This window comes from Variovorax sp. V35, assembly GCF_041154465.1.
Taxonomy (GTDB): domain Bacteria; phylum Pseudomonadota; class Gammaproteobacteria; order Burkholderiales; family Burkholderiaceae_C; genus Variovorax; species Variovorax boronicumulans.
On record NZ_AP028666.1, the window covers coordinates 4,491,963 to 4,515,877 of the forward strand.

Sequence of the window (23,915 nt, forward strand, 5' to 3'; positions counted from 1 at the left end):
GCCCTCTCAGGAGCGTGGTGTGGCCGGCAATGCGCAGCGAAAGTCGCGCAGCCGGGCTTCGGGGTGTTCTTGCTGCCACGCATCGAGCAGGCCGCGCGCCGCGGCTTCTTCGCGTGCGGCGATGCCCAGGTGCCACGGCCCTTCGGCCGCGGGTGGCTCGCCGGGCGCGTGGTTGTGCTGGTCGTCGGGGCGGCCTTCGGAGCAGGCCTTGCACAGCACCTGCATGCTCGAGGTCCAGTTCTCGGCGCTGAGGCCCGCTTCCTCGAAGCGGCGCACCAGCGCATCGATCGCCTCGGCCTGCACGTCTTCGACGAAGACTTCGTAGGTCGCGTGGTCCGACGGCGCGATCAGCGCGAGCGCGTCGAACACCGGCACCTCGCGTTCGCCGCGGCGGCGGTAGCCGTTGGCGGCGCCGTCGTGCAGCACCAGGTCGCCGTAGCGGTGGCCGCTGGCGGGCGTCGGCACGTTGCGCAGGATGGCGCGCGCCGGGTCGATGCGGTCGGCCCAGACCACCTCGCTGGCCTCGTCGCCGTGCACGCGGATGGGCGTGAGGCCGACGAAATAGTCGACCGGTCCTTCACCGTCCGGGATGCCGATGCCGTACTGGCGCCACGCGCGCCGCGCCGTGGGCCAGTCGCCCAGCGCGGTGGCCGCGATGCCCAGGTTCCACAGCGCGCCTTCGTTGCCCGGCTCGCACTGCACGGCGCGGGCATTGGCCTGCAACGACGCGGCCCAGTCGCCGCGGTACTTGTGGATGAGCCCGGCGTTGTACCAGGGCGCCGACCAGTACGGATGGATGGCGCTGGCCTGCGCATAGGCGGCCAGGGCGCCGTCCTGGTCGCCGGCCTCGTCGCGTTCGCGGCCGAGTTCGTTGAAGGTGGTGGCCTTGCCGGCTTTGCCGAGTCGGATGGGCATGGTGGAGCGAGGGAGAGAAGAGGTCGGGAAAGGGGTCGGGGAAACGCGCAGAAGCGCCTATTGTGGGCCGCCGCAAAATCCCGAGTCCGGCGTGCCGGCAAGCCCGTGCCGCCTCTGGCACACTGCCGGTCTCCCCTCCCGCTTCGCTGAAAAAGGACACCTTCCCATGGCTTCCGAGTTTGTTTTCGCCCCGCCGGCCACCGTTTCGGTGCCGGTGGCCGGTCAGCCCGCACGCTTCCCGGTGCACCGCATCTACTGCGTGGGCCGCAACTACGAAGATCACGCCAAGGAAATGGGTTTCACCGGCCGCGAGCCGCCCTTCTTCTTCATGAAGCCGGCCGATGCGCTGGTGACGGTCGATGCGGGCCAGACCGGCACCATGGCCTACCCCACGCTCACGAAGAACCTGCACCACGAGATCGAGCTCGTGGTGGCCATCGGCACCGGCGGCAAGAACATCAAAGCCGCCGACGCGCACAAGCACATCTACGGCTACGCCGTGGGCCTGGACATGACGCGCCGCGACCTGCAGAACGACATGAAGAAGCAGGGCCGCCCCTGGGACATCGGCAAGAGCTTCGAGCAGAGCGCGCCCATCGGCCCGATCGTGCCCGTGGCGCAGGCTGGCAACGCCGAGCAGGCCGAGATCTCGCTGCAGGTGAACGGCGAAGACCGCCAGCGCAGCACCGTGAGCAAGCTGATCTGGAACGTGGCCGAGACCATCGAGCACCTGTCGGCGGCCTGGGAGCTGCAGCCCGGCGACCTGATCTTCACGGGCACGCCCGAAGGCGTCGCGGCCGTGGTGGCCGGCGACACGCTGGTGGGCCAGGTCGCAGGCCTGCCCGCGCTGACCGTCAAGATCGTCTGACGCCCGCGCGGTCCCGCTTCATGCTCCTTCGCGTACCCATCAAGCATTGCAAGAACTGCGGCACGGCGGTGGTCTACCGCGTGCCGGACGACGGCGACACCAAGCAGCGCGCGGTGTGCCCGGCCTGCCACACGATCCATTACGAGAACCCGCTGAACGTGGTGGGCACCATCCCCGTGCTGGGCGACAAGGTGCTGCTGTGCAAGCGCAACATCGAGCCGCGCTGGGGCAAGTGGACGCTGCCCGCGGGCTTCATGGAGCTCGAGGAAACCACCGCCGAGGGCGCGGCCCGCGAGACCGACGAGGAGGCCGGCGCGAACTTCGAGATCGAGGGCCTGTTCGCCGTGATCAGCGTGGTGCGCGTGGGCCAGGTCCACATGTTCTACCGCGCCCGCCTGCTCGACGACCGCTTCGACCCGGGCCACGAAACCATCGAAGCGCGCCTGTTCACCGAGGACGAGATTCCCTGGGACGAGATCGCCTTTCGCACCGTGCGCCAGGCGCTCGAACATTACTTCGAAGACCGCAAGCGCGGCAGCTTCGACCGCGTCCACGAACTCAGCATCGTTTGAAAAATTTCCCCATGCTCAAGACCCTGCGCGCCACCCTCCTCTGTGGCGCCAGCCTCGGCTTCGCCCTCGCGGCTTCGGCGGCCAAGGCCGACACGGTCGGCGAGGTCGACACCGCCTTCAAGCTCATCGGCCCGGACCACAAGATCGTGGTCGAGGCCTACGACGACCCCAAGGTCAGCGGCGTCACCTGCTATGTCTCGCGCGCGCGGACCGGCGGCATTGCCGGCGCCTTCGGCGTGGCCGAGGACAAGGCCGAGGCCTCCATCGCCTGCCGCCAGGTCGGCCCGGTGAGCATCACGCAGCCGCTGCCCAAGCGCGAAGAGGTCTACAGCGAACGCCTGTCGGTGCTCTTCAAGCGCCTGCGCGTGGTGCGCATGGTCGACCCCAAGCGCAACACGCTGGTCTACCTGACCTACTCCGACCTGCTCATCGACGGCTCGCCCAAGAACAGCGTGACGGCCGTGCCGGTCGATCGCGGCACGCCGATTCCGCTCAAGTGAAGGGGCTGCTGAAGGGCTCGGCGATGCGAGTTTGCTAGCATCGTCCGAGCGGCCGACACCGAGATGTCGGCCTTCGACGGAACCCTCCGCAACGAATCCGTTCCAACAGCGTCATGCACCTTCAGACTTTTGTTTTCCGAACCGCCGCCACGCTGCTCGTGGCTGGGGGCATTGCCGCCTGCACCACGCCCGGCCCCACGCCGCCGCAGCAGCCTGTTCCAGGCGCCACGCCGCCGCCGCCGCGCCAGGCGCTGTTCATCCGCCCCGCCGCCGGCACCACCGTGGGCCGCTTCGACGGCGTGCGCAACAAGGGCCTGGACATCGCGGGCAACCTGGGCGACCCCATCGTGGCCTCGGCCGACGGCCGCGTGGTGTACGTGGGCGGCGAGCTGCGCTCCTACGGCAACATGGTCATCGTGAAACACAACGAAACCTTCCTCACGGCCTACGCCCACGCGAAGACCATCCTCGTGAAGGAAGGCGCCGTGGTGCGCCAGGGCCAGAAGATCGCCGAAATGGGCAACAGCGAATCCGACCGCGTGAAGCTGCATTTCGAGATCCGCAAGAACGGCACCGCCGTCGATCCCGAGCCGTACCTCAACGGCCGTTTGCAGCAGTAAACGTAAAAGCCGTTACAGCAGGCTTTCGGGCACCAGGGGCGCCAGCAGCTCCAGCCGCCAGCGGGCCCAGAAATGGGTTTCGGGCTCGGTGTGCAGGATGGTGTCCGCCCCGTCGCCCGACGCCGGGCTCACCCACTCGATGCCGCCGCGCGGCCCCAGCTGCAGCTGGTAGGCGCCGTCCAGCCGCATGAAACCGATCAGGCTCGTGAGCTGCTGCGCGATCTGCGGGCTGAAGATGAAGAGGCCAATCTCGGTGTTGTGCAGCGCCGAGCGCGGGTCGAAGTTCATCGAGCCGACGAACACCACCTGCCCGTCGATCACGGCCGACTTGCCGTGCAGCCGCCCGCTGGCCGAGCCGTAGATGCCGAAGCGCTTGGTCTGCTCCACGCGCTTGGGGCTCAGCTCGTACAGCTCCACGCCCAGGCGCAGCATCTGCGCGCGGTAGCGGCGGTAGCCGATGTGCACCAGCGACTCGTCGGTGGCCGCCAGCGAGTTGGTGACGATGGTGTAGCCCACGCCGTTGCCGCGCACGATCTGCATCGTCTCCATGCCGCCGCGCCCGGGGATCAGGTACGGCGTGGTCAGCAGCACCCCGTGCTGCGCGCCGCGCAGGTAGCGCTGCACGTTGTAGAGCACGCTGTCGGCGGCCTGGTCGGCCGGCAGCCCGCGCCCTTCGTCGGTGGGCGCCAGCGCCTTGGCGGGCGCGTCGGCGTACGCCTCGGCGCGCGCCCAGCTCAGCGCGAGCTTGCCGGCGTTGAGGTCCTTGGCCAGCGGGTTGTGGCCCAGCAGGTCGGTCGATTCAGGTTCTTCGGGGTGCAGCGTCTCGGGGCCCGTGGTGAGCCGGTCGAAGCGCTCGCGCAGCGCCTGCGCCGACTCGCCGCCGCGCGGCACCAGCGACTCGATGGGGTACACGTACAGGCTGTTCCAGTACATGTCGAACAGCGACGACAGCCGGGGTACCACGGCGCCGGCCACCAGCGTGTCGATGTCGATGAAGTTGGAGCCGCCGTCGCGCAGGAAATACTCGTTGGCGATGTTGCGCCCGCCCATGACCGCCATCGTGTTGTCGACCACGAACAGCTTGTTGTGCATGCGGCGGTGCACGCGGTCGAAGTCCAGGATCGACCACGCCCAGCGCGTGCCGAAGCGCGAGCGCCCGGCCGGGAACGGGTTGAACAGGCGCACCTCGACGTTCGGGTGCGACGCAAAGCTGGTGAACAGCGGGTCGGCGCCCGCCGTGTACAGGTCGTCCACCAGCAGGCGCACGCGCACGCCGCGGTCGGCCGCGTCGCGCAGCGTGCGCAGCAGGTAGCGGCCGGTCTCGTCGTTCTGCACGAGGTAGTACTGCACGTCGATGGAGCGCTGCGCGCGGCGCGCCAGCTCGATGCGCGCGTGCAGCGAGAACTGCGGCATCGGCAGCAGGCGAAAGCCGCTGAGCGGCTCGCCCGGCGGCGCGGCGGCACGCACGAGGCGGCCCAGCGCGGTGTCCGCGCCGTCGGTGATGGCGCTCGAGGGCTTGCGCACCACCTCGGTCGGCAGGCCGGCGCAACCGGCGAGCACGAGCATCGCCAGGCTGCACAGCAGCCAGGCGAACCACCGGGCGCGCGGCACGTCAGCCCGGGGGGACAGGTTGCGCATGAACGACAGAAAAGAGGGAGGGCAAGGGCACGGGAGCGAAGGAGAAAAAACGCCGCTGCCGCGCGGCGCGGTGCACGACCGCGCCCACGGGTGGCGGTTTCTACCACGCGCGGCGCGAGCGCGCAGCCAATGCCTTCGTCAGTGCGCGCGCTCGGACCACTGCCGCACGAAGTGCTCCGCGCGCACGTTCGCGCGCGCCACGGCTGAGTCCCACGACAGCTGCTGGGTGATGACCAGCGCGCAGCGCGGAATGCCGTCCAGGCTCAGCGCCGCGATGCCGGCGTAGGTGCCCTTCGGGGTGCGCGTGAGTTCGAACCATCCCGTCCAGCCACCTGGCACGTGAAGGTCGAGTCGGGCGGAGTCCATGATGAATTCATCATAGGCCTTTAGTTTTCATTTGCAAACATTGCATACAAAAGCAACGGCTCAGGCATGCATGTCCGAGCGGCGACCGGTCGGCAGGCGCTGCAGCGCCTGGCGCAGCGTGGAATCCACCCGCCGCAGCGACAGCCCGTGCCGCACCGCCACCTCGTGCCGCGTCAGCTCGTGCACGCGCAGGGCGACGAAGATGTCCTGGTGGCGGTGCGGCAGGCCCTGCATCGCGCGTTCGACCGCCTTCAGGTCGGAGCGCGCCTCGGCGATCAGCTCGGGCCCCGGTGCGTGATCGGCCACCTGGGCCAGCGTGTCGTCCGCCTCGCCGGTGTACTGCCAGGGACGCTCGGCGCGCAGGCGGTCCATGGCGGCATTGCAGGCCACGCGGAAGATGTAGGCCACGGGGTTGTGCAAGGCATCCGTGAAGGCGGCCTCGGCCAGGCGCAGCCAGGCATCGTGCAGGCTTTCGGTGGCGGCGTCGGCACACCCCAGGTGCAGCGACAGCCGCCGGTGCAGTTGCGCGTAGTGCGCCACCAGCAGTTGCTGGACGTCCGGCGGCGCAGGGGCGGTCCCCGCGGCATCGCCGCGGGGCAGCAGGCAGGCGTGCGACATGGTGCGTCGCCGCCTAGCGGCCGCGCGGCAAGCCGCGCCGTTCGGGCTCGTTCAGGCGCGTCAGCTGCGCGTCGGTGAGCGCACCGTGCCCCACCATCTGGACGAAGCCCGACGGGTCGTAGCTCACCTGCTCCGCCGGCCTGCGCCGCACCTCGGGGGCCTCGGGCGCGCCGGACGCGGGCTCGTTGCCGAAGCCCAGCACGCGCACCGAGAACACCGACGGCAGGCTCTGACGCGCCGCCGCGCGTTCGCGCTGCATCACGTCCTGCGCCGCCGCCGTGGCCTGCGAGGCCGCGGCGCTGGCATTGGTCAGTGCACCGACATTCACCGACGCCACCACCGGCAGCCCCGTGCTCTTGCCCTGCACCGCCATGTTGTCGGCATTCACGATCTGCAGCGCCGCCAGGTTCACGTTGCCCGACACGCGAATGCCCGCCTCGCCCGCGTCGATGGTGCCCAGCGGCGCGATCAGGTCGATGTCGCCGGCCGGCACCTCCGGAATCGGGTTCAGCGTGGCAATGCCCGCGCCCGTGCTCGGCACGTCCGACGACAGCACCACGTTGCCCCAACGGTCGTACACGCGCTTGGGCGGCGTGTAGACCACGGTGGTCTTCGAGCCCCGGCCCGCGTTGATGTCGCCTTCGGCCGACCAGCCCAGCACGCTGCCGCCGAAGGTGGTCATGATCCGGCTCTGGCCCAGCAGGATACTGCCCAGCGCATACAGGGAGATGTCGCCCGCCCCCTGCGTGATGACGCCCGGAATCAACGTGCCCACGGCCTGCGGCGCCGCGCCCTCGATGCCGAACACCTGGCGTCCGCCCGGCGTGAGCAGCGCGATGTCGCCGCCGAACAGCGTGTTGATGCCGGCCGCGCCGAACATCGTGATGTCGCCCCTGTAGCTCGTTCCCGGGAACAGCGACGCGATGGCGTTGCGCCCGCGCAGGTAGCTGCCATAGCGCACGCCGCTCTCGTCGTTGTATTCGCGCCCGCCCTCCTTCAGCTCCGCGAAGTACACGCCGCGCAGGTAGCTGCGCTGCTGTTCCGGCGGCAGTGCGTTGAAGAAGGCCAGCGCCTCCTGTGCGCCGCCCTTGCCGCCGTAGCCCTGCGAGGCTTCGAGCCAGTTCACGAGGTACAGCTGGCTCGCCTGCCGGTAGTCGTTGGCGAGCACGCGGCGCGGCGTGCCGGTATCCGCGTCGAGGCGGGCTTGCCGCTGCGCCATCCAGGCCGCCGCGCCGTTGTCGTCGCCGCTGTAGCCATGCTCGGCGCGCAGCCAGTCGCCCAGCGTGAGCTGGCGGTTGTAGTTCTTCACCACCTTGCCGGCCTGGTCGGCCAGCGGCTGGCCGCTCTGCATCAGGTGGGTCGGATCGAGGTAGCGCTGCGCAAAGCCCGCGTAGTCGGGCCCGTGGGCGCCCACGCCGGCCAACATCGCGATGCCCGCACCGGGCCGGCTGTCGCCCGGCACCACCGCGCCGAGGCTGCTGACCGAGGCCCTGTTCTCCATGCGGATGTCGCGCCCGGCCGTGATCTCCAGCGTGCCGGGGCCGGCCACGTTGAAGGTGCTGAACAGGATGTCGCGGCCCGCCGAGACCACCGAGATGTCGCCCGGCCTTGCGTGCGCGAACAGGTTGCCGCTGCTCTCGAAGTAGGCCTGTGCCAGGCCGTTCGAGGGCTCGGTCTGGCCGACAGGCGTGCCGCTCGCGACGATGTCGCGCCCGGCCCGCATCCACACCGGTTGCGCGCCCTCGTACCAGGTCTGGCCGGCACGCGTCGCATCGTCAGGCCCGAAGCGCAGGATGCGCCCGCTGCTCACGCCGACCAGGTCGCCATGCACGGCGTAGAAGCGCGCCGGCTGCGTGCCCACCGCTTCACCCGACACCGTGTTGGGGCCGAAGGCGAACAGCGGACGCACGCCGCCGCCGGCCAGGTTGTTGCCACCCGACAGGTTGCCTAGCACCGTGCCGTCGCTGGCGGTGCCCTGGAACGCCGGACGCAGCGGCGTCGCCAGCGCAGAGGCCGCCGCGCCCGACTGGCTCACGGTGTTGCCTCCCGCATAGATCGAGTCGCTGGCCAGGAACTCCAGCGTGCCGTGGGCCGAGGGTGCCAGTACCAGCGGCCTGCCTGTGCCGGTGCTCTCGAAGGTCGCCGCGTCGCCGTAGAACAGGCTGCCGCTTGCGGCCACCGCACTCAGGATCGAGGGGTACACGAAGGCCGAGTCGGTCACGGGCACGCCCGCGCCACCCGTTACCGGCACCAGGTTGCCGCCTGCGCCGAAGAGGCGGATGGCCGTGTGCGGCGTCCACAGGGTGAACCAGCTCTGGCCCTGTCCTGCCAGGCCGTTGGCGCTGAACGGCGTGGCGTTGGCGAGGTCCACGCGCGTCGGATCGATCACGCCCTTGACCACCAAGTCGCCACGCGTGGCGAGCGTGTAGTTCGCATCGCCCGGCGCCAGCACGATGCCGCCTTGCGCCATGCCGCGGGTTGCCGTGTAGAGGTCGTAGGCGCGGGTCTCACGGGGCGACTGCGCCCGTTCGGAGAGACCATAGACCAGGGGCAGGCTGCCGAGGGTGCCGGCCTGCAACTGCACGTCGCCCCGAAGGTTGACGATCGCCCCGTTGAGCCCGGCGTCGATGTCGCCACCGGCACCCTCCACATAGGGCGTGTTGTGCGGATTGAAGGCGCCTCCCACGCGCACGAGCACGTCGCCACCGCCCGTCAGGCTCAGGCTGCCATCGGCCAGCACACGGCCGGTGCCGCCCACCGCCAGCACCAGGCCCTGGCTGCGCCGACTGTCGCTGTATGAATCGATCTTGGCGCCGCGCCGTCCCTGCAGGCCCGCGTTGCCGCCCACGTCCACGCGCAGGTCGCCGCCGCCCAGCGTGCCGAAGCCGGTGAAGCCGAGCAACTTGTCGGCCGCCCCGGTCGTGCCGACATACGAGCCGAAGTTGATCCACCACGCCGTGGGCTGGTCCTGCGCGCCGCCGAAGCTGTCGCCCGTGCCCTGGCGCCACAGCCAGTTGCCGATGGCGCCGCTGTTGAAGCCCTTATCGGCCGGATTCGGCCGCCCCAAGCCGCTTCCCCCGGAGATCAGCATCATGTCGCCGGTCAGGTCGCCGCCGGCCTTGAGCGTCAGGTTGCCGCCGGAGGCCGGGTACCAGGCGCGTGCCAGGCTCTGCGCGCCGCCATCGACGAACTTCTCGTAGCCACCGCTCGCGTCGTTGAGCACCGTGCCCTTGGCGCCCACCGCGCGCGGCAGGTTGTAGGGGTCGCCGGCCCGCGTGGCCTGCGACGAGGCGCCGGCGGTGTACACGCCGAACAGCGAATCCATGCGCAGGTTGCCGGCGGCCAGCAGGTCGAGATCGGCCGCGCCGGTGCGCACCACGCTGAAGCGCGTGCTGCCCGGCAGGTAGCTGTACTCCGGGGCGGCGATGACGCAATAGCTGGGAAGGTCCACGCAAAGCTCCGGGTACTGGATGTCCGCGAAATCGATGGGCTTGCCAGCCATGCTCTCGTCGCCCACGAAGTTGATGGACCCTTCCACGCTCCACAACGCGCCGCCGGGCTTCAGCTTGCCGAACATCCCGTAGTGGCTGTCCGCCAGCCGCAGGTCGCCCCGGCCCGCCGCCGGATGCACCTGCACGATGCGGTTGTCCGCCGCGTTCAGGTCCGCACCCGCGGCCAGCCGCACCGACCACGACTGCGAACCTTCGGGCAGCATCGCCGCCGCGGCCCACAGCCTGCCGGCGCCGTCCGGGCGCAGGTTCACCGAAGTCACCCCGCCGGGCAGCCTGATGTTGGTCGCGGCCGGGAGCAGCGCGCCCAGCGGCAGCGTGAGGGCGCCGTTCAGCACGAACTTCTTGCCGTTGCCGGGCAGCGGCACGCCCTTGGGCCACACCACGCCCGACAGCGTGGCTGCCGACGGCAGGCGCATGCCGGCCCCCAGGCGCGTGCCCACCGGCAGCGTCACGTCGGCGCCGCTGACGATGCTGCCCGCCGCGAACAGCAGCGCGCCCGACGCGTTGCGCACGTCGGCACTCAGCACCGTGCCCACCTTCAGTTCGAGCGCCTGGGCCAGCACGCCGGCCACCGGCATCACTTGCCCGGCCACGAAGAGCGTCGACTTGAGCGGCAGGTCGTAGTTGAGCGTGCCGGCGCCGCCTTCGAAGGTCGTGCCGTCGGCCAGCACCACGCCGCCCCGCGGCAGCACGGTGTCGCCGCGCAGCAGGTTGACGCCAGGCAGCAGCAGCCAGCCGCCGTCGTCCGGCGTGGCGGGCGGCGGCGCAAAGCCGTCGTTGATGCTGCCGAAGATGTCGAGGTTGCCGCCCGCGCGAAGGGCCAGCGTGCCGACCTCGCCCGAGCCGTACACGCCGGTCTTTGGTGTGTGCGGGTTGGCGCTCGCATAGCGGTAGCCCGACAGGTCGATGTCGCCCTGCACCACCAGGTCGCCGTCGGGCGTCTTGCTGACGATCTGCACGCCGGGGCGCAGGTGGAAGGCGTCGGCATAGCGCGCGTTGTTCAGGCCCGCGAGCTTGCCGTTCATCAGCGCGCCGTTGGCCAGCGCGTGGTCGATGAAGGCCGTGCTCTGCAGGTGTTTGGCGTCGAGGTACGCCTGGTCGATGACCTGGTAGGGCCGGCCGGTGGCCGCCGCATCGGTGCCGAAGCGTGCATCGTCGTAGCGCCACATGCCGTTCACGGCGATGGAGCGCGCGCCCTCGATGGCGAGGGTGCCGCTGGCGTCGATGCGGATGTCACCCACGGTCTCGCCGGTGCGGCCCGCGTTGAGTTCCAGCGTGCCGCGCGCCCTGCCGTCGTTCTGGCCCGGTTCGCCGCCCACCTGGGCGTCGGTGCCGTGGCGCAGGTCGATGCGCGAACCCGAGGCCAGCGTGAGCTGGCCGTCGTTCGACGTGAGTTCGGCCATCGCGCGGTTCGGCGAATCGATGATCTGGCCGTGGCTGTCCACGCGCAGCGTGCGGCCGTGCGCATCGAGCACCGCGCTGCCGGCCAGCGTGAGGTTGTGCTTCGCGGCCAGGCTGATGCGGCCCACGCGCTCGCCGCTCGCGTCGATGGTGCCGTTCACGGTGAGGCTGCCGTTGTCGAGCGACACGTTCACCTCGCCGGCCTTCAAACCGTCGCCGATGACAAGGTCGCCCTGGCGCAACTGGAAGCTGCGCGCGCCGAACACGCCGCCGTCGTTGAGCCGCTGGTTGAGCGCCGCGAACTCGGCGTCGCCGAGCTGCCGCGCGCGCACGTCCACGCTGCCCGCCGCGAACGGCACCCGCGTGCCGCCCGCGTCGTAGTGGCCGCTGCTCGCGCCGAGGATGCGGCCCTGCAGATCGACGGCGCCGGCCGCATCGTCGAGCGCCATCGCCTTCAGCGTGCCCGCACGGTTGTTCTGCGCCGAGATGTCGATCACCGACCCCGCCGCCTGCCGCAGGTTGCCGTGCAGGCTTTCGAGCACCACGTCGCCGCCGGCGCTGTACTTGCTCACGTCGTTGAACACCACCTCGCGGCTCGACAGATCGAGCACCGCGCGGTCGGTCAGCGTGAGGTCGCGTTCGGCGCCCAGCGTGAGCTTGCCGCTGGGCAGCGCCACGGCGGTGTCCAGCGGCACGTCGCGTCCGCGCAGGCTCAGCTCGGCGCCCAGCGCCGCATCGCCGGTGGCCGCCGCCGGCGCACCGGCCGGTGCGGCCACGCGCAGCGTGCCGCCCGCCGTGATGCGGTTCACCGAGCCCGCCTCGCCCGTCAGCAGCGGCGCCACGATGCGCAGGTTGCCGCCGCTGTACGCGTAGCCCTTGCCCGCTTCGTACGCGCCCTGCGACTGGTAGACCGAGAGGCTGCCCTTGTGGTTGGCGCTCACGCGCTCGGAGGCCTTGAGGTTCACGTCGGCAAAGCCCAACACCAGGCGACCCGCGTCTTCCAGGCCGCTCGGCTGGCTGTTGGGGCCGTAGCCGAACTCGATGTGCTCGGCCTCGATGTTCAGCGTGCCGCTGCCGGTGCCCGCGCCGTCGCGCACCACGGCAGCAGGCGCCGTGGTCGCGCCCTGCCACACCAGGCGGCCGGTGCGGATGGTGGCCACGTCGTCCGCGCCGCCCTGCCCATAGATGGCAGGCGTGGCCAGCACCAGCTGCGCCATCGTCGCCTTGCCGGTGGCGGGGTCGATGGTGTCCAGCGCCGCGGTGCCGAAGAAGTTGACGCCGCCGCTGGCGCTCAACTCCAGCGTTTCGAGCGCGGGCGCGCCGTACTGCCGGTCGCCGCGCAGCAGGCGGTCAAGCAAGGCCTGGCTCATGGCCAGTCCCGGAGGCAGCGTGTGGTTCTGCGCGGCGGCGGCCAGCGCGGCGCTGTCGCCCACGTTGATGCCGCGCACCGCCAGCGTGAGGTGGCGCGTGCCGTAGCGCACCGCCTCGTTCATCTCGAAGCGGTCGGGTGTCACCATGGCGATGGTGCCTTCGGAATACAGCTCGGTCTGCCCGCTGCACGACGCGCTGGCACACACGCCGATCTGCAGACTCCGGTTGTCCGACGTGGCCTGGGTCTGCGGCACCGGCAGCGTGCTCACCCGGCCGTTGGAGACCATCAGCATCTGGCCGGTCGCGGCGTAGACGAAGCCGTCGCCGGCATCGTAGGCGGCCTTGCCACGGCCCAGGGTGTGGATGCGCGCGCCCTGCTCGACGACCACGCTGAGCGGCGTGCCCTCGGTCACGCCCACCGCGGCCAGGAACACCTCGGGTGCGGACAGCACCGCCCCCTGGCGCAGCACCACGCTCTGCCCACCGTCGCCGGTCTGGATGACGTTGCCGCTCTGCCCGTAGTCGGCGCCCTGCAAGCCGCCGATGACCAGGCGCGACGCGCCCATGCCACTGAGCGCGCCCGCATCCAGCGTGACGCCCTGGAAGCCCGCCGTCGCCGGCGCGCCGGCCGCGACGATCTCGAGACCGAGCTGCTCCTCGCTGCTCGTGGCCACCACGGAACCGCCCCGGCCGCCCTCGCCCACCCGGAAGCGCGCCGTGCCGTCGAAGCGCAAGGCCTCGGCGCCCGCACCGGGCGCGAGCTTCAGGTGCAGGTTGCGCGCGTCCGCCGGCAGCATGGCCCGAGGCACGCCCACGCGCAACGCATCGGCGCGCACGAAGTCGGCGTAGCCCATCTCGTTGTATTGCGAGTAGCTGCGCAGCACCTCGCCCGACGTCACGATCGCCTGACGGAACAGCGTGTCGCCGATGCCGGTGCGGCCCACGCCCAGCTGCGCGGCCGTGAGCCACGAACCGTTGCGCATCGCCAGCGTGCCGGTGGGCGCGCCCAGGCCGGCCGCGCCGTTCAGCTCCACGCGGAAGGCGCCTTGCTGCAGCGCATAGGTCGAGGGCATCAGTGTGTAGGTGCCCGCGGGCAGGCCCGGCACGCCAGCGCCGATGGTGATGTGCTGACCCACGAGCGGATCGACCGCGCCCTTCTCCGCGCCCGTGGGCGCCACCGCCGGCTGCACGCCGGGCACGATGGCATACACGGGGTTCGTCGCGAGCCCCGGCAGCGTGAAGCCGCCGCGGGCGCCCACCTGCATCAGCGGGCTGAAGCGCGCGTCGGTCGAGCCGCCGCGTCCGCTCACGAAGCCCGCGCCCCTGAGGTTGCCGCCGCCCGACAGGTCGAGCGTGGCGCCTTCCTGGCCCTGCACGCTGGCCCCCATGAACGTGAGGCCGATCGTCTGGTTGCGCTTGTAGGTGTCGCCCGCGCCCACGCCGGTGAGCTTGACCTGCTTGCCGTCGTACAGGTAGTTGATGCCGTCGACCGTGCCGCCATAGGGCATGTCCAGCCCCTCGCCGCTCACGGACGTGAGGCTGCCGGGCAGCAGCCTGACCTGCGTGGTGAGCGCATCGCCGAGCGTCAGCTGCCCGAGCGGCACCCGCACCACGCCGCCCTGCTCGATCACGCCGGCGCGCAGCGACAGGTCGCCGAAGGCCGAGTACGGCACCTGCGGGGTCGCGCCCGTGCCCTCGATGCGCAGCGCCGTGTCGGGCCGGTAGGTGCCGTCCGGCGCCAGGCCCGCGGACACCAGCGCCACCACGCCCGTGGCCGGGTAGATCTGCGCGGCGCGCAGGGTCAGGCTGCCGGGCACGACGAGGCTCGTGGAAACGCCGACGTCTTGCCGGCCTTGCAGAAAGCGCAGGTCGCCGCTGCTGGCCAGCGTGACATGGCCGAAGGCGGCCAGGTCGACCACGGGCGACTCGCTCGCGCTGTCGAGCACGGGGACCTTGCCGTTGACGCCGAAGCCCATGCCGTCGCGGATGTCGATCAGGTCGCCGGCCACATCGAGGCGGGCGCCGGACGGCACGCGCACCACACCGCCTTCGGCGACGGGCGCCCTCAGCACTTCACGCGTGAACGACGGCATCGCGCCGGCCAGCCGCACGTGCGCGGCCGACAGTGCCACGTGCGCGTCGTCGGGCGCATCCTTGGCGAGCGCAAGGCCGCCGGCATAGATCTGCAGGCCCTGCCGCATGCGCAGGTCGACGCCGTCTTCGAAGGCGAGCGTGGAGCCGGCAAACAGCGAGAGGGTGTCGAAGCCGCCGCGCCGGACCGTGTCGGTGCCCAGCCGCCCCTGACCGTAGGCGAGGGCGTCGTCGTCGACGCCGGCCTGCAGGGTGTCGGGCGCGAGCGGTGCGCCTTGCGCCACACCCAGCACCAGCACGCGGTGCCGGCGCACGCGGTCTTCCGCCTGCTGCAGCGGGTCCAGGTGCAGGCGCAGGCCCGGCGTGCCGAGCACCACGGCCAGCGTGCCGCCGGCCGCGCGCTCGCCGCCCGCGACGGCGCGCAGTGTGCCGTCCAACTGCAGCCCGTTGTACGACGCGAGCGAAATGCTGCCGCCGTTGCTGGCGACATCGGTGGCGCCCATTCCGGGCACGTCGAGCACCGCATGCGTGCCCGAGGCGTCGAGCAGCGCGCCCGGGCGCACGACGACGAAGTTCTGCGACGCGGTGGCCTTGCTCCCCACCGCATCGATCTCGCCGCCGACCACGATGCTGCCGCCGTCGCGTACCAGGCCGTAGCGCTTGCCGGTGGTGTCGGTGGCGGTGGCCGCATGCGCCGACGCATCGAGCACCGCCTGCCCGCCGATCCAGATCGAGCGGGCATGGGCCGTTGCATTGGCAATGTCGGCCTCGAGGTCGGTGATGTCCACCGTCTTCAGCACGATGCGCCCGCCGTTCGCGCGCAGCGTGCCGTCCACCGTGAGCTGACCGGCGCTGCGCACCTCGATGGCCTGGCCCGGGTCGACGTGGATGGCCGCGCCCTTGCCCATCACGGCCTGCACCGTCGGCAGCTCCTTGGCGAGCGTGGTCGTCGTGCCGGCCTGCAGCGACAGGCTCGCGCCCTTGCGCTGCGTGAGCACGGCTTGGGTGGTGTCTTCCTGGTAGAGCGGCGGCGTCCACACCTCGAGCGCGTCGGCCGGACGGCTGCCGGTGGCGACGTCCTGCGCGTGGGCGCCGAAGCGGTACACCGGCATCGTCACGTCGATCTGCGCACCGTCGGCCACCGTGAGGCCGTGGTTGCCGATGAGCGCATAGCGGCTGAAGCCCTTGTCGAAGAAACCGGCGTCGAGCATCAGCGTGTCGGCCTGCGCCGTGCCCGAGGTGTCGCCGATGGCGACGCGCATCGTCTGCACGCTCAGCGTGCCGCCGCCGTCCACGCCGTGGCCGCGCAGCACCGCGCCGTCGAGCGCGACATGGCCGCTGCCCGTGTTGAAGCCGTCCGCCTCGAGCGTGACGCTGCCGCCCTTGCCGCCTTGCTGTTTGGCCTTCGACAACAGCGCCGCGCCGGACGACACGTCGATGACGCTGCCGGTGCCCAGCACCACATCGCCGGTGCTGCGCACGGACACGCTGCCGCCGTTGCGATACGCCACGCCGCCCGCGTCTGCGGGGTTCGTCAGCAGGTGGGTCCACAGGCCGCGGGTGTCGAGCGTCGCACCGCCTGCGAGCACCACCGAGGTCGTGCCGCCGTCGGGCGCGGTGAGCGTGCTGGTGTCCTTCAGGTAGTTGAGGCTGACCTGTTCGAGCACGTTGCCCAGCTGGATGCCGCCGCCGCGCGCGACGAGGTCGGCGTTGACCTTCACGCTCGGGCTGTACAGCACGAGGTGGCCGCCGTCGCCGACCTGCAGCGCCTTGTCGACCGCGATGCTGTCGGTGGCCGCGATGCGCACCGCGCCCAGGCGAAAGCCGCTGAGCTGCGCCGCATCGAGCACCAGCGTGTCGCGGCGTTCGGCCGGCAACGCCGTCGCGAGGTCGAGACCGGCCGCAATGCCTTCGGCCGTGTCGCCGAGCACCACGTTTTTAATGCCGGCGCTGTCGAGCCGCCGGTGGATCGCACCGGCCGTCTTGTCGTAGTAGGCGTCGTAGCGGCCCACGACGAGCTGCCCGCGCTGCGCCACCGCGCCGGTCGACTGCTGGTAGCCGTCGAGCCCGGCCTGCCGCGCCTGTGTCTGCCGGTCGCCCTGGAAGGTCTCGCCGACGATCTCGCCTTCGAGCACCGCGGCCTGGGTGCCGACGATCAGCAGGCCGGCGTCGCGGCCCACGGTGTAGCCGCTTTCCAGCCGCGTCTGCGGGCCGATCAGCGGGTTGTAGAAGAAGCCCGTGGTCTTCTTGCCCCAGCGCGCGTGCTCGTCTTCGAAACCCTTGTAGACGCCCGTGTAGCGCAGGTCGCCCGGCGCCTTCGAGACTTCGTAGAGCCGCCCGTCCGCGCCCTTGAGCCAGCTCTGGTTGAGCCTGCCCGTGAGCACGTCGAGCGTGCCGCCCGAGATGTTGATGCTCGCGCCGCGCTGCGTGACCAGCTCGCCGCCGCTGAAGCCCACCACGCCGCCCTGCGCCATCCACTCGCCCACGCCGTGCGCCTGCGTGCCGAGGTAGCCGCCCACCTCGAGCAGGCCGCCGCCGGTGTACCAGCGCTCGCCCTGGTAGCCGCCGGTGCCGCCGGGCACGAAGACCAGCGAGCGCCGGTCGATCCACAGGTCGTTGTTGTTGAGGTTCTTGCTGTCGCGGTTGAGCGGCGCATCGCGCTGCTCGTTGCCCTGCACGTTGATCTTGATGTTGTTGGACTCCATCGCGAGCTTCACGCCCACCGCGCCCGACACGTCGATGCGCGCACCCTCGCGCACGAGGCTGCGCTGCTTCGCGTCGACCACCACCTGGCCGCCGGTGGCCAGCGTGAGCGAGCCGGTCTGGAACTCGACCGTGCCGCCGCTCGCAACTTCGACGCGCGACAGGTCGCGGCGGTCGTTGCCCGCCAGCACGATGCTGCCGGTGCCCAGCTGGACCGCCGGCGCCATGAGCCCGGCGCGCTGGCTGTCGAGCGCGGTCGCGCCGCCGGTGTCGAGCACGATGGCCGTGGTGCTGCCTTCGCCGAACCGGACCTGGCCCGTGGCGCCGGTCGCGTTCAGGTGCACCGTGCCGCGTGTGTTGACCGAGGTGCTGGAAAGGACGACGCCGCCCTGCACCACTTCGCGCCCGGCCAGCGTGACGTCGCCGGTGGTCGCCTGGATCAGCCCGGTGTTGCGCACCATGCCCGCCGGGCTGTTCGTGTCCAGCGTCACCGCGACTTCGTTGCCGCGCGTGGTCGAGCCCAGGTTGCCGTCGGTGCCCACGCCCTTGCGGATGGTGAAGTGATCGCCCGCCGCCAGCATCGTCTGCCCGCCGGGCGTGGCAATCTCGCCGGCGTTGTGCACCTCGGCGCCCAGCAGCAGCACATAGCCGCCGCCCTGCGTGGCCGAAGCGGGTGCGGGCGTGGAAAGCCTGGCACCGGCCTGCACCTCGACGCGGCCTTGCGCGTTCTTGAAGTTGGGTGTGTTGCCGTTGGCGTACACGCCGTGGGCCTGGAACTGCGCGTCGTCGATCTGCGCCGCCGCGGCCACGAGGTTGCGCGTGTCGACCTGGCTGCTGCCGCTGAACACGATGCCGTTGCGGTTGGCGACCATCACCGTGCCGTCGGCCCTGATCTGCCCCTGGATCTGCGAAGGCCGCGCCTGCGGGTCGTTCACCTTGTTGAGCACCGCCCAGTCCTTGCGCTGCGCGAAGGCCACGGTGGTGTTGCGCCCGACGTTGAAGGTCTCCCAGTTCAGGATCGCCTTGTCGGCCGTCTGCTCGACGGTGACGACCGTGCGGCCGTCGACCTGCCGCTGCGAATCACCGGTCAGTGCGCGCGCATTCGACCAGCCGGCGGTCAGCGAATTCGTGTCGACCTTCAGGCCGCCTTCGGCCAGGCCGTCGGGCACCGAGGGGTCGTTCTGCGCGGCGCGCCGCGCGGCCGCCTGTGCCGCCTGCTGCGCCGCGATGCCGCGTGCCGCCAGGTTCAGGTTGCCGATCGACTGCTGCAGCTGCTCGCTCGCGCGCTGCTGCTGCGCGAGCGGACCCGCGAGCTGCGCCGCCGGCAGCCCGTTGGGCATCAGGCCGGTGGCCGTGGCCGTGGCCTGCGCCGCGCCCTTGGCGTTGAACCAGGTCGGGCTGAAGGCGCGCTGCGCATGGGCCGGCGCGGCGGCCGCACCGGCGGCCAGCGCCAGCGCCATGGCCTGTGCCAGCGGCGAAATCCGGAAGCTCCTCGCCTGCACGGCAGCGCCCTGGCGGCGGCTGCGGTGTCCCTCGTGTGTGTTCATCTGACGCCCAGTAAAGAATGAAATGCACCGGCACGGAATCCGTGCCCCTTACTGGACAGACCGACAGACGCAAACAAAACCGCTAAGTTTCTGGACCAATCCTGAGTGCACGCGAGGGCCAATCAGGCTGTCACATTCATCAGCTAAGGAGCAGCACGCCGCCCGGCAGTGCGCGCACCTCGAGGTCGTACGAGCGCTGGATCTGCACCAGCACCGTGTCGAGCGAAGCGATGGCGAAACGCCCGCTGACTTCGCGCCCGGCCAGGCGCTGCGCCAGCAACACCACGCGGCCCGGCCGGTAGCGGTTGATCTCCTCGATCACGTGCGCCAGCGGCGTCTGCCGGAACACCAGCACGCCGCTGCGCCAGGCCGAGGCTTCGCGGGTGGCCACAGCCGCCACCGGCCCGAGCGAACCCGCGTCGTACAGCACCTGCTCGCCGGCCTGCAGTTCGCGCGTACCCTTCGCGTGCGTGACGCGCACGCGCCCTTCCAGGCAGGTCACGCAGCCCCGGCCCGCGAGGTAGCGCACCTCGAAGCGACCGGCCTGCGCCTCGCTGCGGGCCGCGCCCGCCACGACGCCGAAGGGCTGCGGCCCGGCCACCAGGTCGAGGGCCGCCTCGCCCGCGATCAGGTCGATGCCGACGACGCGGCCCTCGACGCTGCGACGCTGCACGCTGGTCTGCGTGTTGAGCACCAGGTCGACGCCCTCGGCCACCTGCACCGCGCGCTGCTCGCCGGTGGACGTGCGGTAGTCGGCGCTCCATTCGCCGAACGACGGCCACAGGCCCAGCGGCGGAGAGACCACCGCCACGCCCGCGGCGCCGGCCGCGCCCACCGCCGCGCCGAGGAACGCGCGGCGCGCAGCCACCGGCCGCGCCGACAGGATGGGAGGTCGTTGGACCTCGGCCGGCATGCCGCCGATGGCCGGGTCGAGCGCTTGCCACAGGCGCCGGGCCTGCGCCAGCGCGGGCTGGTGCAGGGGATTGCCGTCGCGCCAGCGGCGAAAGCCCTCGACGTCGTGCTGCGTGGCCGCGCCGGACGACAGCCGGCGCAGCCAGGCCTGCGCTTCGCGCAAGGCCTGTGCCTGGGCATCGGACGAGGTCATCGGGGCTTCAACCCGGGCGCGCTGAAAGATGTCGCATACCCATGAGACGGCTCTCGACGCGGTGAACCGCACTTTATTTTTCATGCGACTCCCTCCCTTGCGGCATGCGGTCCGCGCGGCCCATGCGGGCGGCGATGTGGTCATGCGCGTCCTTGAGTTCCTTCTCCACCGTGCGCAGCGAGATGCCCAGCCGCGCCGCCACCTCGCGCTGCGGCAGGTGCTGCCAGCGCACCATCACCAGCACCTGCCGGCGCCGTGGCGGCAGGCGCTCGATGAGCGCGCGCAGCGCGGCCAGTTCCGCGCGGTCCTGCGCGATCTGCGCGGGCCCCGGCGCGGGATCGGGGGTTTCGTCGAGCAGCGCCTCGATCTCGTCGGACGTGGCCAGGCGCCCCTGCTTCGCGACCTGGTCGTAGGCCAGGTTGACGGCCACGCGCAGCAGGTAGGCGGCGGGGTCGTGCACGCCGTCGATGTCGTCGCGGCTTTCCAGGCGCAGCCAGGTGTCCTGCAGCGCGTCGCCGGCGCGCTCGGCGTTGCCCAGCCGCCGCGCAAGCCGCTGCTTGAGCTCGTCGTAGCGCGCGACCAGGAAGTCGCGCAACGCGGGCAGCGCGTTCTCGGGCATGGCGGTGGCGTCAGTGCCGCACCGGGCACTCGAGCCCGGGCGTCTGCGAGCGCGGCAGGATCAGCATCGTGAGCGGCTGCGCCATGTCCGGCGGCGGCGCGCGGTCGATGCGCAGTTGCCGCAGCGTGTCGAGGATGGCCTCGTCGCGCACGCGCTCGCCGCTGGTGTGCAGCAGGAAGGCATGGGCGATGCGGCCGGTGCCGTCGATCACGAAGCGCATCGCGGCGCGGTAGCCGCCCGGCGCTGCGCGCGGGTGAGCGCACAGGGCTTCCCAGACGCGGGTCTGCACCAGCCCGTCGTAGCCGCGGTGCGCGGTGGCGGGCGCGGCCTGCACCGCATCAGCCGGGCGTGCCGGCGCGGGCACAGCCGGCGCGAGCCGGAGCACGAAGGCGGTCGTGGCCCCCACGCCGGCGTCGTCGGCGACCAGGCCCGTGCCCGCGAGCAGCGCATCGAGGGCGGCCTGCGCATCGAACAGGCCATGCACGGGCGCGGCGTGACGTCCGGCCACGCGTTCGGCATCGAAGAACACGGGCAGCCCGGTCGCGCGGCCGTACTGCTCCAGCGCGGCGGCCAGCGGCTGGGCTGCGATGTCGAAGGCGATGCGCGCGGCCTGCGGCCGAAGCGGCGCCGCGTCGGACTGCGCGCGGGCGCTCATCCACGGCCCGGTCATGCAGGCGACCAGCGCGATGCCGGCCAGGGAGACGAGAGGAAAGGAAGGAGGTGCATGCCGCATGAGTTCGATACGCCCGGCGAAAGCCGCGGCCCGGGGGGCATGTCGAAGCGGATGCTAGGTTCGCTGCATGACGTTCGGATGACTTGGCCGGTCAGCGCGAGGCCTTCTCAGCACTTCGGCGACCCGGCCTGCGCGCAGATCGGCACGAAGATCCGCGCCCCCGCGCGCTGCACCAGCAGCGCCGCCGTGCCGTCGGCCCCTTCCAGCGCCTGGGCCAGGGCTTCGGCGCTGTCGATCGGCTGGCCGTTGAGCGCCAGGATGACGTCGCCCGGCTGCACGCCCGCGCGCGACGCCGCCACGTTCACGCGTTGCACCAGCAGCCCGCCCTCGACACGCAGGAACTGCCGCTCGGCCGGCGCCAGCGGGCGCACCGCGAAGCCCAGGCGCGAGGGCACCGAGGCCGCCGCCGCCGCATCGCCTTGCAGGCGCGGCGTGTCGTAGCCCTCCACCTTCACCTCGACCACGTGCTCGGCGCGGTCGCGCCACACCATGAGGCGCGCGCGCTGCCCCGGCACCTGCTCGGCGATGAAGCCCAGCGCGTCGGCCGCCTGCACCACCTCGCGGCCCTGCACCGACAGGATCACGTCGCCGGTCTTCAGCCCGCCCCGCGCCGCCGCGCCGCGCGGCTCCACGTCAGTCACCAGCGCGCCGGCCGGGCGCGGCAGGCGGAAGGTGTCGGCCAGCGCCTGCCCCACCTCCTGCACGGACACGCCGATGCGCCCGCGCGTGACGGTGCCGGTGGCCAGCAGCTGGTCCTTGATGCGCATGGCGGCGTCGATGGGAATGGCGAACGACAGCCCCTGGTAGCCGCCGCTTCGGCTGTAGATGCGCGAGTTGATGCCGATCACCTCGCCGCGCAGGTTGAACAGCGGCCCGCCCGAGTTGCCGGGGTTGATCGGCACGTCGGTCTGCAAAAACTGCATCGACTCCGCGCCCGGCAGCAGCCGCCCCTTGGCGCTGACGATGCCGGCCGTCACCGAGTTGCCGAAGCCGTAGGGCGAGCCGATGGCGGCCACGCCGTCGCCGGGCTCCACGTCCGCCGGGTCGCCGATGCGCACGGTGGGCAAGCCGGTCGCGTCGATCTTCAGCAGCGCCACGTCGGCCAGTGCATCGAGGCCGATGAGCCGCGCCCGGAACTCGCGCCGGTCGGGCAGCTTCACGCGGATCTGCGTGCCGTGCGCGACGACGTGCGCGTTGGTCAGGATGAGCCCGTCGGCGCTCACGAGGAAGCCGCTGCCCAGGCTGCTCTCGTCGGCTTCGGCCGGCGGTGCGCGCAGCAGCCAGCGGTCGCTGAAGCGGCGCGCCGGCACCGACGGCCGCTCCACGCCGATGTGGACCACGGCCGGCCCGTAGGCCTTGACCAGTGCCGCGAGCCCCGGCACGGGCCACGGCATGGCGGCGTGCAACGGCACTGCAGCCGCAAGGCCCAGCAGCGCCACGCAAAGGCGCCGCGATCGGTCAGGTGCGCGCGACAAAGCTCAGCGTGAGTTGCAGCACCATCGGCTGGCGCATGTCGCGCGGCGGCGGCTCGGCCAGTGGCTGCGCGGTGAGCAGCGCGCGCAGGTCGGTGTCGGCCTGCGCATCGCCCAGCGAATCGAAGGCCACGCGCTCGACCTTGCCGCTGCCCGCGACCCACACGCGCACCACCACCGGCGCGGGCGGCACGGGCTGGCCTTCTTTCAGCATGCGTTCCTGCATCCAGGTGTGCAGGCGCACCACGGTGTCGCTGGCCGGATCGCTGAGCGACGACTGCAGCTGGTTGCTCGCGAGGTTGGCGTAGCTGATCCAGTGCTGCGGCACCTGCGGCTGGGCCTGCGCCGATGCGGCCAGGGGCGCGGCGGCGGCGGACAGCCCGAGGCCGAGCCCGCCGAGCGCCAGGCGCAGGCGGCGCCAGCCGAGGGTTTTGCCGAAAGAAAAGGTCATGGGAGTTCCAATGAAAAGTCGAAGAAGGACGCTCAGCCGCACAGCACGCCGACCGCCAGGGTCGAGGCCCGCGCGGCGGGCGACTGCTGCGGGCCGAGCTGCGGTTCGCGGCTTTGCGTGTAGGCGATGCCGTGGGCGTCCAGGAAGTCGCGCAAGCGCGCCGCCGGCACCGCGCGCACCCGCGTCACGCCGCCCGCCACGCCCGCGGCCGAGGCCGCGCGGCTGAGCACCATGCCCGACGCATGCGGCGCGGCGGCGACACGCTCGACCACCACGCCGAGCAACAGGCCGTCGGCGCCCAGCACCGCGCTGCCGCTGGCGCCGGGTTGCACGCCCGACAGCAGCTGCAGGCCGTCCACGCCGGGCACGGTCATGGCGTTGCTGAGCAACGCCGCGCGATCGGGCATGCGCTGCAGCACCGCGTAGGCCTCGGTGAACACGCCCACGCTGCCCGGGGCCGGCGCGCGCGCGTCCGCCGCGAGCGTGGCGTGCAGGTACGGCGTGAGGGTGGTGCGCAGCACCGCGACATCGAGCTCGGCGCTCTCGGCGATCACCCGGGCCTGCGCCACCTGTGCGTCCTTGAGGGCGAACAGCGAACGGCAGTCCGCCACCGCATGGCGCGCGGTCAGCACGTCGCCGGCGGCGTTGAGGAACACGCCGCTGGCGTTGGCCTCGGGCGGCGCGGCATGCACCGCACCGGCCAGGACGGCGAACGCCGTGGCCAGCAGGAACGACGCCCACGGGCGCGGGCGGGGGCCGGCAGAAGACAACAGCAGTGGGGGCATCGGACAGTCACGAAAGCTCTGAGACAAA

Annotated in this window: 15 protein-coding genes; 4 read left to right on the top strand and 11 right to left on the bottom strand. The window is 71.8% G+C overall.

Annotated features, from left to right (window positions below):
- Nucleotides 1-6 precede the first annotated feature (6 nt).
- Nucleotides 7-915, bottom strand: a complete 909-nt coding sequence (locus ACAM42_RS20885; RefSeq protein WP_369629240.1) for a tetratricopeptide repeat protein — start codon at nt 913-915, stop codon at nt 7-9.
- A gap of 166 nt (nt 916-1,081) precedes the next feature.
- Here ACAM42_RS20885 and ACAM42_RS20890 point away from each other — a divergent pair, with 166 nt between their 5' ends.
- From ACAM42_RS20890 to ACAM42_RS20905, 4 genes are all read left to right on the top strand, one after another.
- On the top strand, nt 1,082-1,783 hold the full coding sequence (locus tag ACAM42_RS20890) for a fumarylacetoacetate hydrolase family protein (RefSeq protein WP_070061132.1): 702 nt from the start codon (nt 1,082-1,084) through the stop codon (nt 1,781-1,783).
- Nucleotides 1,784-1,803: 20 nt separating this feature from the next.
- Nucleotides 1,804-2,355 (top strand): NUDIX hydrolase, encoded by a 552-nt coding sequence (locus ACAM42_RS20895; RefSeq protein WP_062480276.1) that lies wholly within the window; start codon nt 1,804-1,806, stop codon nt 2,353-2,355.
- Nucleotides 2,356-2,366: 11 nt separating this feature from the next.
- The gene (locus tag ACAM42_RS20900) at nt 2,367-2,855 is read left to right on the top strand and encodes a CreA family protein (protein ID WP_062480278.1); all 489 of its coding nucleotides are present in this window, start codon (nt 2,367-2,369) and stop codon (nt 2,853-2,855) included.
- Between the two features lie 113 nt (nt 2,856-2,968).
- On the top strand, nt 2,969-3,475 hold the full coding sequence (locus tag ACAM42_RS20905; protein WP_062480281.1) for a murein hydrolase activator EnvC: 507 nt from the start codon (nt 2,969-2,971) through the stop codon (nt 3,473-3,475).
- 12 nt (nt 3,476-3,487) lie between these two features.
- Here ACAM42_RS20905 and ACAM42_RS20910 read toward each other — a convergent pair whose 3' ends face one another.
- The 10 genes from ACAM42_RS20910 to ACAM42_RS20955 all read right to left on the bottom strand — a co-directional run bounded on the left by ACAM42_RS20910 (nt 3,488) and on the right by ACAM42_RS20955 (nt 23,887).
- Nucleotides 3,488-5,113 carry a phospholipase D family protein gene (locus ACAM42_RS20910; RefSeq protein ID WP_369629241.1) on the bottom strand — a complete coding sequence of 542 codons (1,626 nt, stop codon included), beginning with the start codon at nt 5,111-5,113 and terminating at the stop codon, nt 3,488-3,490.
- A gap of 138 nt (nt 5,114-5,251) precedes the next feature.
- Nucleotides 5,252-5,479: a hypothetical protein gene (locus ACAM42_RS20915; RefSeq protein WP_070061133.1), complete on the bottom strand. Its 228-nt coding sequence runs from the start codon at nt 5,477-5,479 to the stop codon at nt 5,252-5,254.
- A gap of 60 nt (nt 5,480-5,539) precedes the next feature.
- Nucleotides 5,540-6,097 (bottom strand): RNA polymerase sigma factor, encoded by a 558-nt coding sequence (locus tag ACAM42_RS20920; RefSeq protein ID WP_095745813.1) that lies wholly within the window; start codon nt 6,095-6,097, stop codon nt 5,540-5,542.
- Nucleotides 6,098-6,110: 13 nt separating this feature from the next.
- Nucleotides 6,111-18,722, bottom strand: a complete 12,612-nt coding sequence (locus ACAM42_RS20925) for a filamentous haemagglutinin family protein (protein WP_369629242.1) — start codon at nt 18,720-18,722, stop codon at nt 6,111-6,113.
- Nucleotides 18,723-18,861: 139 nt separating this feature from the next.
- A complete protein-coding gene (locus ACAM42_RS20930) occupies nt 18,862-19,827 on the bottom strand; it encodes a FecR domain-containing protein (protein ID WP_369629243.1) in 966 nt (321 codons plus the stop codon).
- Between the two features lie 73 nt (nt 19,828-19,900).
- Nucleotides 19,901-20,446 (bottom strand): RNA polymerase sigma factor, encoded by a 546-nt coding sequence (locus ACAM42_RS20935; protein WP_369629244.1) that lies wholly within the window; start codon nt 20,444-20,446, stop codon nt 19,901-19,903.
- Nucleotides 20,447-20,456: 10 nt separating this feature from the next.
- A complete protein-coding gene (locus ACAM42_RS20940) occupies nt 20,457-21,179 on the bottom strand; it encodes a TonB C-terminal domain-containing protein (RefSeq protein ID WP_369629245.1) in 723 nt (240 codons plus the stop codon).
- A gap of 107 nt (nt 21,180-21,286) precedes the next feature.
- A complete protein-coding gene (locus ACAM42_RS20945; RefSeq protein ID WP_369629246.1) occupies nt 21,287-22,618 on the bottom strand; it encodes a trypsin-like peptidase domain-containing protein in 1,332 nt (443 codons plus the stop codon).
- Nucleotides 22,619-22,637: 19 nt separating this feature from the next.
- Entirely contained in the window at nt 22,638-23,102 is a 465-nt protein-coding gene (locus tag ACAM42_RS20950; RefSeq protein ID WP_095947094.1) for a hypothetical protein, read from the bottom strand.
- Between the two features lie 32 nt (nt 23,103-23,134).
- Nucleotides 23,135-23,887, bottom strand: a complete 753-nt coding sequence (locus ACAM42_RS20955; protein ID WP_369629247.1) for a serine protease — start codon at nt 23,885-23,887, stop codon at nt 23,135-23,137.
- Between the last annotated feature and the right edge of the window lie 28 nt (nt 23,888-23,915).